This window comes from Streptomyces sp. NPDC089799 (genome assembly GCF_040684755.1).
Lineage (GTDB): Bacteria > Actinomycetota > Actinomycetes > Streptomycetales > Streptomycetaceae > Streptomyces.
Genome location: NZ_JBFBGR010000001.1, coordinates 387,451 through 403,332, shown reverse-complemented (window position 1 = coordinate 403,332; position 15,882 = coordinate 387,451). Strand labels below are relative to the sequence as shown.

The 15,882-nt window shown below is 73.9% G+C and carries 12 protein-coding genes and 1 tRNA gene; 6 read left to right on the top strand and 7 right to left on the bottom strand.

The features are described from left to right. The first annotated feature begins 281 nt into the window (after positions 1–281). The 4 genes from AB0O36_RS01535 to AB0O36_RS01520 all read left to right on the top strand — a co-directional run bounded on the left by AB0O36_RS01535 (position 282) and on the right by AB0O36_RS01520 (position 3,541). Positions 282–1,148: a LysR family transcriptional regulator gene (locus tag AB0O36_RS01535; RefSeq protein ID WP_365102408.1), complete on the top strand. Its 867-nt coding sequence runs from the start codon at positions 282–284 to the stop codon at positions 1,146–1,148. Between the two features lie 101 nt (positions 1,149–1,249). Next, positions 1,250–2,008 carry a hypothetical protein gene (locus AB0O36_RS01530; protein WP_365102405.1) on the top strand — a complete coding sequence of 253 codons (759 nt, stop codon included), beginning with the start codon at positions 1,250–1,252 and terminating at the stop codon, positions 2,006–2,008. Positions 2,009–2,219: 211 nt separating this feature from the next. Further along, a tRNA-His gene (locus tag AB0O36_RS01525) sits at positions 2,220–2,292 on the top strand. Between the two features lie 133 nt (positions 2,293–2,425). Beyond that, positions 2,426–3,541, top strand: a complete 1,116-nt coding sequence (locus AB0O36_RS01520) for an alpha/beta hydrolase-fold protein (RefSeq protein WP_365102402.1) — start codon at positions 2,426–2,428, stop codon at positions 3,539–3,541. Positions 3,542–3,638: 97 nt separating this feature from the next. Here AB0O36_RS01520 and AB0O36_RS01515 read toward each other — a convergent pair whose 3' ends face one another. The 3 genes from AB0O36_RS01515 to AB0O36_RS01505 all read right to left on the bottom strand — a co-directional run bounded on the left by AB0O36_RS01515 (position 3,639) and on the right by AB0O36_RS01505 (position 7,860). Beyond that, positions 3,639–4,616 (bottom strand): class I SAM-dependent methyltransferase, encoded by a 978-nt coding sequence (locus AB0O36_RS01515; protein WP_365102399.1) that lies wholly within the window; start codon positions 4,614–4,616, stop codon positions 3,639–3,641. Between the two features lie 176 nt (positions 4,617–4,792). Further along, positions 4,793–5,545 carry an alpha/beta hydrolase gene (locus tag AB0O36_RS01510; protein ID WP_365102396.1) on the bottom strand — a complete coding sequence of 251 codons (753 nt, stop codon included), beginning with the start codon at positions 5,543–5,545 and terminating at the stop codon, positions 4,793–4,795. 254 nt (positions 5,546–5,799) lie between these two features. Further along, positions 5,800–7,860 carry a phosphocholine-specific phospholipase C gene (locus tag AB0O36_RS01505; protein WP_365102393.1) on the bottom strand — a complete coding sequence of 687 codons (2,061 nt, stop codon included), beginning with the start codon at positions 7,858–7,860 and terminating at the stop codon, positions 5,800–5,802. Between the two features lie 348 nt (positions 7,861–8,208). Here AB0O36_RS01505 and AB0O36_RS01500 point away from each other — a divergent pair, with 348 nt between their 5' ends. Continuing rightward, entirely contained in the window at positions 8,209–9,948 is a 1,740-nt protein-coding gene (locus AB0O36_RS01500) for a DUF4157 domain-containing protein (RefSeq protein ID WP_365102391.1), read from the top strand. A 34-nt stretch (positions 9,949–9,982) separates the two neighbouring features. On the opposite strand, the gene AB0O36_RS01495 is transcribed toward AB0O36_RS01500, so the two are convergent. Continuing rightward, a complete protein-coding gene (locus AB0O36_RS01495) occupies positions 9,983–10,948 on the bottom strand; it encodes a LysR family transcriptional regulator (RefSeq protein WP_365102389.1) in 966 nt (321 codons plus the stop codon). 135 nt (positions 10,949–11,083) lie between these two features. Here AB0O36_RS01495 and AB0O36_RS01490 point away from each other — a divergent pair, with 135 nt between their 5' ends. Further along, entirely contained in the window at positions 11,084–13,276 is a 2,193-nt protein-coding gene (locus tag AB0O36_RS01490; RefSeq protein WP_365102386.1) for a M4 family metallopeptidase, read from the top strand. Positions 13,277–13,413: 137 nt separating this feature from the next. Here the strand turns inward: AB0O36_RS01490 and AB0O36_RS01485 are convergent, their stop codons facing one another. From AB0O36_RS01485 to AB0O36_RS01475, 3 genes are all read right to left on the bottom strand, one after another. Further along, positions 13,414–14,196 carry a hypothetical protein gene (locus AB0O36_RS01485; protein ID WP_365102383.1) on the bottom strand — a complete coding sequence of 261 codons (783 nt, stop codon included), beginning with the start codon at positions 14,194–14,196 and terminating at the stop codon, positions 13,414–13,416. Continuing rightward, positions 14,196–15,470 (bottom strand): VWA domain-containing protein, encoded by a 1,275-nt coding sequence (locus AB0O36_RS01480; RefSeq protein ID WP_365102381.1) that lies wholly within the window; start codon positions 15,468–15,470, stop codon positions 14,196–14,198. The genes AB0O36_RS01485 and AB0O36_RS01480 overlap by 1 nt, the downstream gene beginning before the upstream one ends. Positions 15,471–15,619: 149 nt before the next feature. Next, complete coding sequence (locus AB0O36_RS01475) at positions 15,620–15,835, bottom strand: MbtH family NRPS accessory protein (protein WP_365102378.1); 216 nt, start codon at positions 15,833–15,835, stop codon at positions 15,620–15,622. Positions 15,836–15,882: the final 47 nt, after the last annotated feature.

Sequence of the window (15,882 nt, the reverse complement as noted above, 5' to 3'; positions counted from 1 at the left end):
CGGACCGAGGGGCGACGGGCGCGCGGCGGGCGGCCCGGGAGTCCCCTGTGCTCCCGGGACGGCCGCCGCGGCGCCCCTGCCTCTCTTTGACCACCGGACCCCCGGATCCGGTTGCCCTGTACAGCGGCTGTTTTCGGCCGTTTCCCGGCCGGTTCCCGACCACTCCGCGGCCTGCCGTGCGGTTCGCGGTCCCGTACCCGGTCAAAGCGGTACGCGGGCGGCCGGGTGCGGGCGGGGACGGGCGGGGCGTCCCGGGGCCGGGCGTGGGACATGCTTGCGGGATGGATCCGCACCTCCTCCGTACGTTCGTGACCGTGACGCGCCTGGGGTCGTTCTCGGCGGCCGCCCGTGAGCTCGGCTACACGCAGTCCGCGGTGTCGCAGCACATCGCCGCGCTGGAGGGCGATCTGCGGGCCGAGTTGCTGACCCGGCGGCCCGTGGGACCCACGCCCGCCGGGGTGCGGCTGCTGGAGCACGCGGGGCCGCTGCTGCTCCGGCTGGACGCGGCACGCGCCGATGTGCTGCGGCTGGCCGGGGCGCCGTCGCAGCGGGTCACCGTCGCCGCCTCGCCGCTCGCCGTCGGCCCCCGGCTGCTCGCCGCACTGCCCCCGACCGGCGCGACCCTGGCGGTGATGCCCCCGGACGCGGTGCCCGCCGCCGTCGCCACCGGCGGCTGCGATCTCGGGCTGGTGGACGGGCTGGCCGCGCCCAGCGACCCGCTGCGGCTGCCCGACGTGGCTCCGCTCACCGTGGTGGGGGTGGCCGAGGAGGGTCTGGCCGTGCTGTTCCCCGCCGGGCACCCGTTCGCCGGCCGGGACTCCGTCCGGGCGGCGGACCTGGCCGACGCGCGCTGGCTGGACGCCCCCGATGCCGGGCTGCCCCTCGCCTCGGTCCGGGCGGCCGTCGGGTCGGACCGGCCGCGGGCCGCGCTCCGCTGCACGGGTACCGACGTCCGCGCGGTCTGCGCCCTCGCCGCGGCCGGGCACGGACTGGTCCTGCTGCCGCGCGGCACGGCCGAGTCCTCCGCCGCGGCCGGCACGGGGGTGGCCGTACCGCTGGCCGCCCCGCGACTGGTGCACCGTACGGAGCTGGTCTCGTCCGGGGTGCCGTCCGGGGCGGCCGCCTCGGTCGCCGCCCTGCTCCATTAGCCCTGCCACAGCCCACGGCCCGGCCCGGGATCAGTTCTGCTTATGGAGCGTGCAGGAATGATCGTTGGACGTGAACCCGTGGCGCCGGGAGCATGATCTTCATGAACACCACCGCACGCATCGCCCTCGTCGGCGACCGCTCCCCGCACGTCACCTCCCACAACCGGATCCCGCTGCTGCTCGACGCCCTCGCCGAGCGCGAGCAGCTGGTCCTCGACGCCTACTGGATCCCCACCGCCGATGCCGAGGCCGAGGCCCGGTCCGGGGCCCTGGCCGGGTTCGACGCCGTCTGGCTGCTGCCGGGCAGCCCGTACGCCAGCGAAGCCGGCGCGCTGGCCGCCGTGCGCACCGCCCGGGAGCAGGGCATCCCCTTCCTGGGGACCTGCGGCGGGTTCCAGCACGCGCTGCTGGAGTTCGCCCGCACCGTCTGCGGGCTCACCGACGCCGCGCACGCCGAGAACGACCCCTCGGCCGACGAGCCGCTGATCGCCCCGCTCGCCTGCTCCCTCGTGGGTCACCAGGGCGTGGTCCGGGCCGACGCGGGCTCGCTGGCCGAGAGCGTGCTCGGGGCGGAGCGGTCCATGGAGCGCTACCACTGCAACTACGGGCCCGACCCGCGCGGGCTGGAGGTGCTCGCGGCACACGGCCTGCGGCTGTCCGGGCGGGACGAGGACGGGCAGGTCCGGATCGCCGAGCTGCCCGGGCACCCCTTCTTCCTGGCCACGCTCTTCCAGCCGGAGCTCTACGGGGACGGCACCCGGCCGCATCCGGCGGTCCGCGCGCTGGCCGCCGCGGCGGTCGGCCATGCGGCCGCGCGGGCGGAGCGGGCGGAGCCGGCCGAGCGGGCGGCCGCGGTCTGACTGCGGCTGCCGGGGCGTCCGGCTGCCGGGCGGGACGGGGGTCCGCCCGGCCCGGTCGGGGCGACCGGTCGGGGCGACCGGCCACCCCGACCGGTCGCCCCGGCCCGGGCCCGGGCCGCCCGGCCCTCACCGGAAAACCCGGCGCGGGACACCCCCGCTGATCCGCTATGCTGTGCGTGCACATCGAACGGGTGGTCCGCCGCCCTTCGTGGTGGGTGTAGCTCAGTTGGTAGAGCACCTGGTTGTGGTCCAGGTGGCCGCGGGTTCGAGTCCCGTCACTCACCCTTCGTCCCGTGGGGCGTACGAGGTTCCTCGTACGCCCCACGGGCTTTTCCCGACGCCGTCCTCACCCCGGGCCTGGCAGGATCAAGGTCATGAGCAGCAATCTCACGGCCCACGGCGCGGTTGGCTGAGCGGATGGCGATCGATACCTGGCCGACGCTCACCGCCGCCTCCCTCCTCGCCCTCGCGGTGCTCGCCCTGACGGTCTGGGTCTGGCCGCGGCTGTCGGCCCGCGGCCCGCGCCCGGTCCTCGGCCGCGTCGCCTTACAGCTGGCGGTCACCCTGACCCTGGGCGTTCCGCTGCTGCTGGCGGTGAACTCCTCGTACGGCTTCTACTCCTCCTGGGGCGACCTGGTGGCCCTGGCCCGGGAGGAACGGACGACCGGGCCGGGCGGCACGGCCGCGGAGGGGGTCCGCGTCGACGGCACCCACTCCTGGCGCCACCGGGGCTCCTCGGACCCGGCCGTGATCGGGCGGATCGACTCGGTGACGCTGCACGGGGCCCGGAGCGGCATCTCGACCCGGGCGTACGTCCACCTCCCCCCGGAATACCTGAGCGCGCCGGCATCCGCCCGGGCCGGGTTCCCGGTGGTGGTCGCCCTCAGCGGCTACCCCAGCACCACCCGGGTGCTGATCGACCTGTTCAAGTACCCGCAGGTCGCCCTGGACGGAGTCCGGGCGGGGACGATGCGGCCCGCGGTGCTGGTGATGCTCACCCCGAACGTGGTGGCCCCGCGCGACACCGAGTGCATGGACGTTCCGGACGGACCGCAGGTCGAAACGTTTCTGGCGCAGGACCTGCGGGCCGCGGTGGCCGATCACTACGGGCTGAGCCGGGACCCGCGCGCCTGGGGCGTGATGGGCAACTCGGTCGGCGGCTACTGCGCCCTCAAACTCGCCCTGCGCGCACCGGAGTCGTACCGGGCCGCGGCCGGCCTCTCGGCGTCGTACCACGCGGCCAGCGACTCCACGACGGGCGACCTCTTCGGGGGCGACGACCGGTACCGCAGGGAGAACGACCTGCTGTGGCGGCTGCGGAACATGCCGCAGCCGCCGGTCTCCCTGCTGGTGGCGAGCAGCCGGCGCGGTGAGAACCAGTACGCCGACACGCGGGCCTTCATCGACGCGGTGCGCCCGCCGGCCCGGGTCTCCTCGATCGTCCTCCCCAGCGGCGGGCACAACTACGAGACCTGGAACCGCGAGGTGCGGCCGGCCCTGGGGTGGCTGGTGGGCCGACTGCACACGCGGTGACGCCGGGGCGGGTGGGGGGTCGTTCCCGGAGCCGACGTCAGAGGCGACATCAGAGGCGACATCAGAGGCGATCCCAGAGACGATCTCAGAGCCGAGCTCAGAGGCGTTCGAGGACGAGCCGGATCAGGGTGAACCGTCCTTCGCGGAGGAACCGGAGCGCGGTCCGCTGCTCGCTGATGACGTCGGAGACCGCCTTGGCCCCGATGAGGCCGGCGCCCCGCTGCCGGTTCGCCTCGGCCCGCTGCGTCCAGGCGGTGACGGTGGCCACGCCGTCCTGCGGGTCCCGCCGTGTCTCGATGAGCCGGAACAGGCCGCTGCTGGCCTCGTTCAGCTCGGACAGGGTGGGCAGGCAGGTCTCCGGGTACACCTTGCGGGACGCCTGCCAGCCCTCCCACACGTTGCGGGCGCCGTCGTAGAGGGCGGCCGCGCCGGGCCGGCGGTGACCGGCGGGCGGCAGCACCAGCGAGGGCAGCCAGCCGCGGTCGTCCCAGGCGTTGGCCTGGATGGACATCCGACCGCCGGGGCGGAGCCAGGCGTGGCTGCGCTCGAAGAACTGCCGGTAGCGGGCCACCCGCTTGGAGCGCCACAGGGTGTTGCCGGCGAAGTGCTCCACCGCCTCGATCGCGATGATCGCGTCGTACGGCGCTTCGGGGCGGTGGTCGAACCAGTTCTCGACCCGGACCTCGCAGCCCGGCCAGTTCTGGTCACGGGCCCACGCCGTCTGGGTCGGGCTCATGTTCAGGCCGACGGCGTGCTTGACCCCGTGGTCTTCGACCAGGCGCTGGAGCAGGCTGCCGTAGCCGCAGCCGACGTCCAGGACGCGTGCGGCGCCGGTCGCGCGGGCCGCCTCGGCGTGGTGGTCCAGCTTGCGCAGCTGGGCCTTCTCCAGGGTGTCGCCGTCCTCCCACATGCCGTAGGAGTAGACCAGCCGCTCCCCCAGGAGCAGCTGGTAGAAGTCACCCAGGTAGTCGTACTGGTGCACAATCGCCCGGGTGGACGTGCCCTTGTAGGCGCCCTTCGCGCCCCTGTCGGTCGCCCTCGTGCCGTTGTAGGCCGTCTTCGTTCCACTCTCCACGCAAACCCACCAGCCCTTCCCCGCCCCGTCGGTCACATCCGCACCAAGAAAGCACCTGGGGCGGCGTCCCCTGGTCTCCCACACCGGTCCGGTCCCCCGACACGCCTGATCGGCGGGCGGGTCACGGGGGCGGCGGGATCCGGGGAGGGCGGGTGAAGGACCGGCCGGGCCCCGGCTCAGCGGAGGAAGGACTCGACCTCCGTGACGAAGGCGACCGGGGTCTCCTGCGGCGGGTAGTGGCCGGCCCCGGGGAGGGTGTGGACGCGGGCGTTGGGGTACCAGACGGACCAGGTGGCCCGCATGACCTCGGCGGTCAGCGCGGCGTCGTACTCACCGACCAGGACCAGCACCGGGACCGGGCTGCCCTTGACGGCATCGCTGAGGTCGAGGGTCCGCCAGCTCTCCAGGTAGCTCGCGAAGGCGCCCTCGTCGGAGATCTCCAGGGAGTGGGCGACCATCCGGTCGACCCAGTGCCCGCTCGCCCGGTTCCCGGTGATCAGGTCGACGATCGCGCGGCGGTTGCCGGCGGACCCGGCCGCGCCCCGGAACAGGCCGAGGGTCGCCGCGTCCATCTCGTACGGGCCGGCCGGGACGGGGGTGAGCCCGACCAGCTTCTCGACCCGCTCGGGGGCGAGGGCCAGTACCTGCTGGACGGCCTTGCCGCCCATGGAGTGCCCGATGAGCGAGAAGCTGTCCCAGCCGAGCTCGTCCGCGAGGGTGAGCACGTCCTCGGCGATCTCGGGCACATCGAACCGGCCGGGGACCTCACGGCGCTCGCCGTAGCCCCGGTAGTCGAGGAAGGCGTAGCTGAAGGCGTCCGTGTCGAAGTAGTCCAGTACGGAGCCCCAGTTGGCCGAGGTCCCGAACCAGTCGTGCAGCACGATGACGCGGACGGGGCCGGTGCCGATCCTGCGGTGGGCGATGGGCATGCGTTCTCCTCACGGGGCGGTCCGGACGGAACCAACGCCGTACGTCCTGCCCAGCCGGCGCCGTGCCATACCGCCCTTCACCCCTCGTTCAGGAGTCCTCCGCGGCCGGCCCCCGGCCCCCGCATGACCCCGGCAGGCCGGCGGCCGTGCGCCGGTACACCACCCGCAACCCGTTGCTCCGGCATGCGCGCAGCCGCCGCCCCGACCTGCTGCCGGTGTGGGAGCGGCGGCTGCTGCGTGTTCCCGGGACCGGGTCAGGCGGTCCTGATGGCCGGGTCGGAGATGCCCGGGGCGCCCGTTTCCACGCGGCCGGCGAAGCGGCGGAGGAAGGTGGTGTCGAGGTCGGAGACGACCTTGACGTCGTACCAGCGGGCGGTGGTGCGGAGGTCCACCGTGTGGGTGGTGGTGGCGCCTGCGGCGACGCGGAGGGTCTGGGAGGTGCCGCCGTAGGCGTTGGTGACGGTGAGGTTGACGGCGGTGCTGCCGCCGTTCTTGAGGGTGAGGTCGAGGTTGCCGGTGGTCGCGTTGTGGCGGGCGGTGACCTCGGGGCCGGTCTTCTTCGCCGGGCCGCGGAAGGTGCGCAGGAAGCCGTTGGGGCCCCAGACCGTCAGGTCGATCTGGTTGCCGGTGGAGCTGGAGGTACTCCAGGTGTCCGACAGGGTCTTGCCCGCCTCGACGGTGTAGGGCCAGGGGCCGTCGGTGCGGTTGCCCGAGGTGATGTGGAAGTGCGCGCCGAGGGCGGGCCCGGAGGAGAAGGTCAGGGTGAACTTGCCCGTGGAGGTGGTGCGGGCGCCGTCGACGTAGGGGGCGTAGCCGAGGGCGCGGGAGGGCTTGGAGCCCGCCTCCTGCACCGGGAGGGCGCCGGTGGCCGGCGGGGTGGGGTGATAGCTGGCGTGCCGGTCGTGGTCCGGCGGGAGGTAGCCGGTGGTGGAGGGCAGGGCGGCCGGGGCGGCGTCGGAGACGCTGAAGTCGAAGGCCGAGGTGAGGTCGCCGCAGACGGCGCGGCGCCAGGGCGAGATGTTCGGCTCGGACACGCCGAAGCGCTTCTCCATGAAGCGGATGACCGAGGTGTGGTCGAAGGTCTCGGAGCAGACGTAGCCGCCCTTGCTCCAGGGGGAGACGACGATCATCGGGACGCGCGGACCCAGGCCGTAGGGGCCGGCCGCGTAGCCGCTGCTGCCCTTGTAGAGGTCGCCGGTGACGTCCGCGGTGGACAGGCCCCAGGAGGCGGAGGCCGGCGGGTACGGCGGCACGACGTGGTCGAAGAAGCCGTCGTTCTCGTCGTAGGTGATGAAGAAGGCGGTCTTGGCCCAGACGGACGGGTTGGAAGTCAGGGCGTCGAGGACCTGGGAGATGTACCAGGCGCCGAAGTTGACCGGCCAGTTCGGGTGCTCGCTGAACGCCTCGGGAGCGGCGATCCAGGAGACCTGGGGCAGCGTGCCGGCGGTGACGTCGGCGCGGAGGCGGTCGAAGAGGCCGTCGCCGGCCTTGGCGTTGGTGCCGGTGCGGGCCTTCTCGTAGAGGGGGCTGCCGGGCTGGGCGTTGCGGAAGGAGTTGAAGTAGAGCAGGGAGTTGTCGCCGTAGTTGCCGCGGAAGGCGTCGTTGATCCAGCCCCAGGAGCCGGCGGCGTTCAGGCCGTCGCCGATGTCCTGGTAGACCTTCCAGGAGACCCCGGCCGACTCCAGGCGCTCGGGGTAGGTCTTCCAGCCGTAGCCTGCCTCCTGGTTGCCGAGGACCGGGCCGCCGCCGGTGCCGTCGTTGCCGGTGTAGCCGGACCACAGGTAGTAGCGGTTGGGGTCGGTGGCGCCGATGAAGGAGCAGTGGTAGGCGTCGCAGACGGTGAAGGCGTCGGCCAGGGCGTAGTGGAACGGGATGTCGTTCCGGGTCATGTACGCCATGGTGGTGGCGGTCTTGGCGGGCACCCACTTGTCGTACTTGCCGTTGTTGTACGCCTGGTGGCCGCCGGCCCAGTCGTGGTTCAGCCCCTCGACGAACTGCATGCCCAGGTCGTTGACCTGGGGGTGGAAGGGCAGGACGTCCTTGGTTCCGTTGGACTGGTGGAAGACGGACTTCCCGTTGTCCTGCAGCACCGGGCGGGGGTCGCCGAATCCGCGGACGCCCTTCATCGTGCCGAAGTACTGGTCGAAGGAACGGTTCTCCTGCATCAGTACGACGATGTGCTCGATGTCCTGGATGGTGCCGGTGGTGCCCTGGGCGGGGATCGCGGCGGCCCGGGCGATGCTCTCCGAGAGCATCGCGAAGGCGGCGGTACCGCCCGCCATCTGCAGGAACCGGCGGCGATTGACTTCAGCCATGGGTGACGAACCTCGGGGGGTGAGGGGGTGGCGTACGAGGGGCGCGTACAGAACAGCGCCCCATCGGGACCACCCGGCGGCCCGTGCATGACGGCCCGTCGTACAACCGGCGAACGACGGGCATGACGGCATGGTTCACCCTCGCGGTGCGCGGTGGCGACCCCTCGGCGGCGGTCGTGCCACCGCTTGCCGCGATGTGACAGGGCGTCGCCACCCGGTGGGGCGTGCGCACGCGTTGCGCCCCGCCCGTGCCCCCGTGGACCGGGTCCGCGCCCGCTTTCCGTGTGCGGCGGCGGGGTAGGAGCGGGCCGACGCGGTCGACGGTTCGGGACGGTCCGGGAGGCGCCGATGCACGAGGTGAGCACCGGACTGCGGGGCGCCCGGGAGGTGCCGACACCGGCGCGGCACGTGCCGCTGCCGCAGCCCGTCGGATCCGCGGCCGGATCCGTGGTCGGGCCGGTCCACGACCCGTTGGAGCGCGAGGCGGAGCGGCTGGCCGGGCTGCTGGTGCCGGAGCACGTACGTCCCTCGCCGGGCGGAACGGGGACGGACCTGGAGGTGTTCGGCTCGCGGCTGGGGCTGGACCTGTCGCGGGTACGGGTGCACAGCGGGACCTCCGCCGAGGCGGCCGCGGCTTCGGTCGGGGCCGGGGCGTTCACGGTGGGCGACCAGGTGGTCCTGGGCCGGTCGGACCGGTCCGGGGACGCGCCGGGCCGCCGCAGGCTGCTGGCCCACGAACTGGCCCACGTGGCCCAGCACCAGCAGGGGCGGGGACGGGGTGCCGCCGGGCCGGTGCTGCGCCGGCAGCCGCTGCCGGGGACGGCGGACCTGGAACGGGAACTGCTGGAGAACGAAAGGAAGTCGGCCGACCGGAGCCTGCCGCAGGCGGAACTGCTGCGGCTGGGCGCGGAACGGGACGCGCTGCTGGCCCGGTACCGGGCGGCGGCCGGAGGCGGTACCGCCGCCCCGGAACCGGCCGGGGGAGCGGGCGCCGCTCCGGGGCCGTCGGCCGGGCCGGGTGCCGGGCCGGGTGCGGCTCCGGACGCGGCGGCCCGGGCGGGCGGCGAGCAGGTCGTCCCGGTCGGGGTGACCTACGAGATCGTCGCGCCGCTCGCCTACGCGCCGCCGTCGGGGCCGGGGCCCGGCACCGATCTCGATCCGGACGCGGCCGGCGAGGTGCTGCCGTACGCGACCGGGGCGCTGTCCTCCGCGGGGCTCTCCACGCTGCGGTACGTGGATCCGCTGCCCGGTTCCGGGGCGCCGGGGGCCCCGAACGTGTACACCCGGTTCGTCCACCCCGGGGCGGGCGAACTCAGGCCCCGGCTGGACCAGGCCGGTGACATCGGGGAGCGGATCAAGGGCTTCGAGTACTTCAGGCGGAAGGGCGTACAGCCCGGCGACCTGTCGCGGCTGGCCGCCCGGCTGAAGGCCGGCGGGGTGGGCGCGCTCACTGCGGAGGAGGCCGCGCTGCTCAGGGTGGTCACCTCCGCGCACGCCGTGGAGAACGCCACCGCGGTCAGTCCGCTGATCTCGCTGACCGAGCTCGAACCCACGGCGGAGAACCTCAAGCTGCTGCCGCCGGTGGCCAGGTCGCGTACGTACGTGGTGCGGGTGCGGATCGACCCGAAGGACGTCGTCCGGGTCAACGAGATCCTCGCCCGGACCGGGAAGGCCGGGCTCGCGGCGGAACAGGAGGTCCTGGTGGCCCTGGACCTCGCGGCCGGTGCCGGTCCGCGCGGGCCCGAGATCCTCTCGGTGACCGCGAACCAGGCCGAGGGCGCGCCGCTGGCCGGTGCGGTCGGCAAGGGGCTCCGGTTCGCGGGCAAGGCGCTGTTGGTGCTCGGCGCGGCGCTGACGACGGCCGAGGTGGTGACGGCGCGGGGGCCGGGGCGGCGGGAGACGCAGGGCAGGGCTGCCGGGTCGTTCGTGGGCGGGACGGCGCTGGCGGCGTTCGGGACGGGGGTGGTGGTGGGGCTGGGGGTTGCGACGGGTGGGGTGGCGCTGGTGCTGATCGGGTTGGGGCTGGGGGTGGCCGGAGCGGTCGGGGGCGGGGCGGTCGGGGGGCGGATCGGGCGGGCGTTCGACTGATTGCCGCGCTGTGCCGTCTGCGCGTCGCCGAGGGTTACGGGTCCAGTCGTGGGTGGAGTTCCGGGCGGGCGTCCCACCAGGTGCGGTGGAACGGGTTGTTGTCGAGGTTCGCCAGGTAGGCGCGGCCGGCTGCGCCGTAGAGGAGGGCGGCCTGGGCGGTGGAGACGGCCGAGCGGTTCCAGGCGAGGCGGATGCGGCCGGTGACGGGGTCGCCGGTCAGGGGGCGGAGGACGGTGCCGGGGGCGGCGGGGGCGGTGGGCTGGGTCAGGGAGACCGCACGGCCGGCGGCGACCAGGTCGTAGTGCATCTTCCGGTCGGTGATGCGGTGCCGCAGATCGGGGGTGAAGCCGGCCCGGGCGCAGGCGGCGACGAGTGCCTCGGGGCCGCCGTCGTCGTCCTCCACCAGGGTCATCCAGGGCTCCCCGGCCAGGTCGGCGAGGTCGATCCGCTGCCGCCCGGCCAGCCGGTGGGTCTCGGCGAGGCGGACGCAGAACGGCTCCCGGGCGATCAGGGTGCGGGCCAGCGTGCCCTCCGGGAGCGGGACCTCGTGGTCGCCGACCTCGCCGTAGACGATCACGTCGTACTGGCCGTTTCCCAGCATCCGGGTGAGCACCGTGACCGAGTGCTCCAGCTCCACCGAGATCCCCTGGCCGTCCGTCATGTTGTCGAGCAGGCGGAGGAGTTCGTCGACCAGGACGAGCAGGATGCAGCCCAGCCGGAGCGGCCCGGCGGCCTGGGCGACGGCCCGCGCGCCGGCGGCCAGTGCGTCCATCTCGCCCAGGACGCGGCGGGCCCGCTCCAGGACGAACTCCCCCAGCGGGGTGGGCTCGACGCCGTTGCGGCCGCGGAAGAACAGCTCGCCGCCGGCGACCCGCTCGATCCGGCGCAGCTGGGCGGAGAGCGCCGGCTGGGAAACCCCCAGCCGGGTCGCCGCCCGCCCCAGACTGCCCGCTTCCGCAATCCGGCAGACGGCCTCCAGATGTCTCAACTCCAGCTGCATTTCGGCAGCGTATGCAAGGTGCGGGCGGCGCACCATAACCCCGGTCTTATGCCTGCAGAGATGTCCCTGTCTGGTCATGCACACGCTGATACTCGGCGCGACCCACCATCTCCCCCCACCTGATCGGAGCAGACGTTGCAGCGCACCAGAATGACGGCGGCCGTGGCAGCCCTCGCGCTGACCGCGAGCCTGGCCGGCGTCGTCGCCGGAACGGCCTCGGCGGCATCCCCGCAGCCGCAGCCCGCGCCCCCCGAGCGCGGCCGGTCCCTCGCCCTCGCCGCCGCCGACACCGCGGCCGCGAACGGCCTCGACGCCCTCCGCCACGGCGCCGACGAGAAGCTCGTACGGACCTCGGTGACCCCGTGGGCCAACGGCCTCTTCTACACCGCGTACCAGCGCACCTACCGCGGTCTGCCGGTGCACGGCGGCGGCGACGCCGTGGTGCTCGCGGACAGCGCGGGCAAGGTCCGCGACATCACCGCGGCCCCCGCCCCGGCCCTCGGCCTGTCGACCCGCAACAGGGTTTCGGCGGCCGCCGCCGAGGCCACCGCCCGCGGACAGCTGGCCTCCGTGGAGGGGGCCACCAAGCCCGAGCTGACCGTGCTGGTCAAGGACGGCCGGCCGGTGCTGGCCTGGCACACCCTGGTCACCGGCCGCACCGCGAAGAACGCCCCGGCCGGCCTGGACACGTACGTGGACGCCAACACCGGCAAGGTGGTGCAGGCGAACGACAAGGTCCGGCACGCCGAGGGCCGCGGCTACCACAACGGCAACGTCACCATCGACACCGCCGCCTCCTCGATGACCGACCCGAACCGCTCCGGCTTCCGCTGCGGCGGCCAGAACGGCAGCACGTACACCGGCTCCTCGCCGTGGGGCAACGGCGGCGCCAACGACCTGGTCACTGCCTGCGTGGACATCATGTACGGGGCGCAGCGCGAATCGGACATGCTCAACCAGTGGTTCGGCTACAACGGGATCAACGGGCAGGGCGGAATGGTCCCCGCCCGCGCCGGCCTGGGCGAGGTCAACGCCTACTACGACGGCACCAAGACCACCTTCGGCCGCAACCAGAACGGCACCAACCAGCTCACCGGCATCGACGTGGTGGCGCACGAGTACGGCCACGAGATCTTCGACAAGACGCCCGGCAGCGCCGGCAACAGCAACGAGAACGGTGGGATGAACGAGTCCACCGGGGACATATTCGGCGCTCTCACCGAGCACTTCGCCAACAACCCGAACGACACCCCGGACTACACGGTCGGCGAGAAGCTGAACTTCCTCGGCGACAACAAGCCGATCCGCTACATGTACAACCCCTCGCTCGCCAACAACGACCCCAACTGCTACAACCAGCTGACCTCGGGCACCGAGGTGCACGCCGCCGCCGGACCGCAGAACCACTGGTTCTACCTGCTGGCGGAAGGGTCCAACCCCGGTGGCGGCAAGCCCGCCAGCCCCATATGTTCCGGCGGCCCGTCCTCGGTGACCGGCATCGGCGTCCAGAAGGCCGGCAAGATCTTCATGGGTGCCCTGCTCGCCAAGACCTCCGGCTGGAACCACCCCGCCGCCCGCAAGGCCACCCTGGCCTCCGCCAAGAACACCTACGGCAGCGCCGAGTGCCAGGCGGTCAAGGCCGCCTGGGACGCGATCCGGGTCCCCGCCCAGTCCGGTGAGACCGACTGCGGCGGCACGAACACGCCCGACTTCTCCCTCGCCCTCGACCCGGCCTCCGGCTCGGTCCAGCCGGGCGGCTCGGTGACCGCCAAGGTGAACACCTCCACCACGGGTGGCGGCGCGCAGACCGTGCGGCTCACCGCGAGCGGCGCCCCGGCCGGGGTCACGGTCTCCTTCAGCCCCTCCTCGGTGACCTCCGGCCAGTCGGCCACCATGACCGTGGCGGCCTCCGCCTCGGCGGCCGACGGGACCTACCCGATCACGGTCACCGGCACCGGGTCGGCCACCCACTCGGTCACCTACAACCTGGCCGTGGGCACCACCACCCCGCCCACCGGCTGCGACAACAGCGAGTACACGTACCGCGGGACGCTGGCCTCCGGGCAGGCCCAGGTCCAGCCGGACGGCTCGTACTACCACTCGGCCACGTCCGGCGCCCACACGGGCTGCCTGCGCGGCCCGGCCGGCACCGACTTCGACCTCTACCTGCAGAAGTGGAACGGCTCCGGCTGGGTCGACGTCGCGGTCTCCGGTGACGCAGGCGCCGACGAGGACATCAGCTACAACGGGACCGCCGGCTACTACCGCTACCTGGTCCACGCGTACAGCGGGTCCGGCGCCTACACCCTGGGCCTGAGCGCCCCGTAGGCCCGTACTCCCCGTGAGCCCGGCCGTTCCGGCCCACCTGCGCCGGGGGGCGTACGTGGGCCGGAGGGTCCGAACGCACCGGGGCCGCCCGGGGGCTCCTTCCCCCGGACGGCCCCGGCCGTGGCGATCCGGCCGGGTCAGGCGCGGCGGCCCGATCCCCGGGTGAGGGAGTAGCCGAAGACGCCGGCCATCGCGGCCAGTACGCCGCCCGCCGCCGTCCAGAGCCAGCGGTCCGACCACCAGCCGCCTGACCAGCCGTCCTCGGGCTCACGCAGCGAGCCCGAGGACGGTGCCGCGCCCGGGACCAGCGGCGCCCCGAGGGCGCCGTCCACCGCGTGGGCGCCGCCCGTGTCCCGCACGGACGCCTCGACGGCCGCCTGCACGGGCAGGCCCAGGTCCTCCTGCGGGCCGCCGGTGGCCGTCAGCCGCACGTAGTAGCTGCCCGGCAGCGGGTCGTTCGACCATGCCTCGGCGCCCGTCCGTACGGTGCGCAGGGTGCAGGACACCTGGACCGACCCGGCCTCCTTCGCGGCCGACGCGGTCTGCGCGCCGTAGGTGCAGGGCTGGCGGCGGCGCAGGCCGTCGTACACGTCGAGCCGCCAGGTCGAGGCGCCGTGCCGGGAGGCCGCCTCGGGCAGGGTGACGGTGGCCTTGACGGTGGCCCGCTGGCCCGCGTCCAGCGGGACCACCCAGTACAGGTAGTCGCCGGTGGAGGCCGAGGCGGTGGCCTTCTGGCCGGGCCGGAACGCGGCCGCGGTCCGGAAGCCGGTGCCCGCCTCGGTGGGGGCGGCGGAGTCCTTCGACCCGTCCGTGGGCGCGCCGGGCGACGGGGTCGCCGCCAGGGCCGGCCCGGCGCAGACGCCGGCGAGCAGCGCGGTCCCGGCCAGCAGGCCGGCGGTCAGTGTGCGTACGGCCCGCATCAGTTGGTCCTCCAGACGGAAACGCGCCAGCGCGACAGCCAGCCCCACACGAGGCCGGCGAGCAGCCCGGCCAGTACCAGGACGAGCAGCAGCCACCAGCCGCGGCCCAGCCCGAAGGAGGCCGCGTCGGAGGCGTCGCCGGGCCCGTCGACGAGGTCGACGGTCAGCTCCAGCGGCATGCCGGGCGTGGTCTTGACCCCGGCGGGCGCCGAGAAGGAGTTGCTGACCTGCAGGCACACGGTCTCCGTGCCGGAGCCCGACTCGTCCTCCTCGTCGTCGACCTCGCCCTTGGGGTAGCGCAGGCCGGCGGAGATCACGTCGGTGCGCCCGTCGCCGGCCTCCGAGCCGCGGACGATCTCCCGTCCGTGGGTGGTGGTGGCGCGGATCAGCACGCCGTAGTCGTTGTTGACGGCCCGGTCGGCCGCGACGCTGACGGAGGCCCGGAGTTCCTGGCCGGGCTTGACGTCCACCCGGTACCAGCGGTGCTCGCCGAAGGACTCGCGGTCGCTGTAGAGGCCGGGCTTCAGCTGCGGGGCGCCCTGGCACTGCCGTCCGCCCTCGGTGGCGACGGGGTTGACGACCGGGTCCGCGGCGCGGTCCACGAGTTGTCTGACCCGCCCGGAGAGTTCGTCGGTGTGCCGTACGGAGGTGTACGTGCCGCCGGTCGCCTCGGCGATGCAGACCAGCTGCCGGCGGGTCTTCTCGTCCGGGACCAGGCCGAGGGTGTCGATGACCAGGTGTATGCCCTTGGCCGCGATCTCCCGGGCCACCACGCAGGGGTCGAGCGGGGCGCAGGTGTCCTCGCCGTCGGTGATGAGCACGATCCGGCGGGTGGCGTCGCCGCCTTCGAGGTCCTGGGCCGCGCCGAGCAGGGCGGGCCCGATCGGGGTCCAGCCGGTGGGGGCGAGGGTGGCCACCGCCGTCTTGGCCTCGGTGCGGTTCAGCGTCCCGACCGGGTAGAGCTGCCGGGTGTCCTTGCAGCCCTGCTGCCGGTCCTGGCCCGGGTAGTCGGCGCCCAGGGTGCGGATGCCCAGCCGGACCTCGTCCGGGACGGCGTCGATGACCTCGTTGAACGCCTGCTTCGCGGCCGCCATGCGGGACTTGCCGTCGATGTCGGTGGCGCGCATGGAGCCGCTGACGTCGAGGACCAGTTCGACCTTGGGGGGTTCCTTCGCCGCCGGGGCGTCGGCCGCGGCGGGGGTGGGGGGAAGTCCGACGGCCAGTGCGGCGAGCAGTCCGCACACTCCTGCCGCCAGCCGTTGTCTTGTGATCATCGCCGGATCGTATTGAGGATCGTCCCACCGGGCCAAAAAAGGACCGAGGGGTGGGCGGGGACCGTGTCGGCCCCGCCCACCCCTCGGCGTCCCGCCGTCGCGTCCGCAGCTGCGGACGGTCAGACGCCCGCGCCCGCCTCGGCGGACGGTCAGACGCCCGCGTCCGCCATCCGCCGGCGCAGGCCGAGCGGCCGCATGTCCGTCCACACCCGGCCGATGTGGTCCAGGCACTCCTGCCGGGTGCCCTCCGTCCCCTCGGCGTGCCAGCCGGCCGGGAGTTCCCGGTCCGTCCGCCAGATCGAGTACTGCTCCTCGTCGTTGCGCACGACCCGGTAACCGGCCTCGTCGCCGTCGCCGTGAGTCATCTGTCCGTCCTCCCGCACTCGCCCGCTGTCGTGGTCGGGGCCAGCGT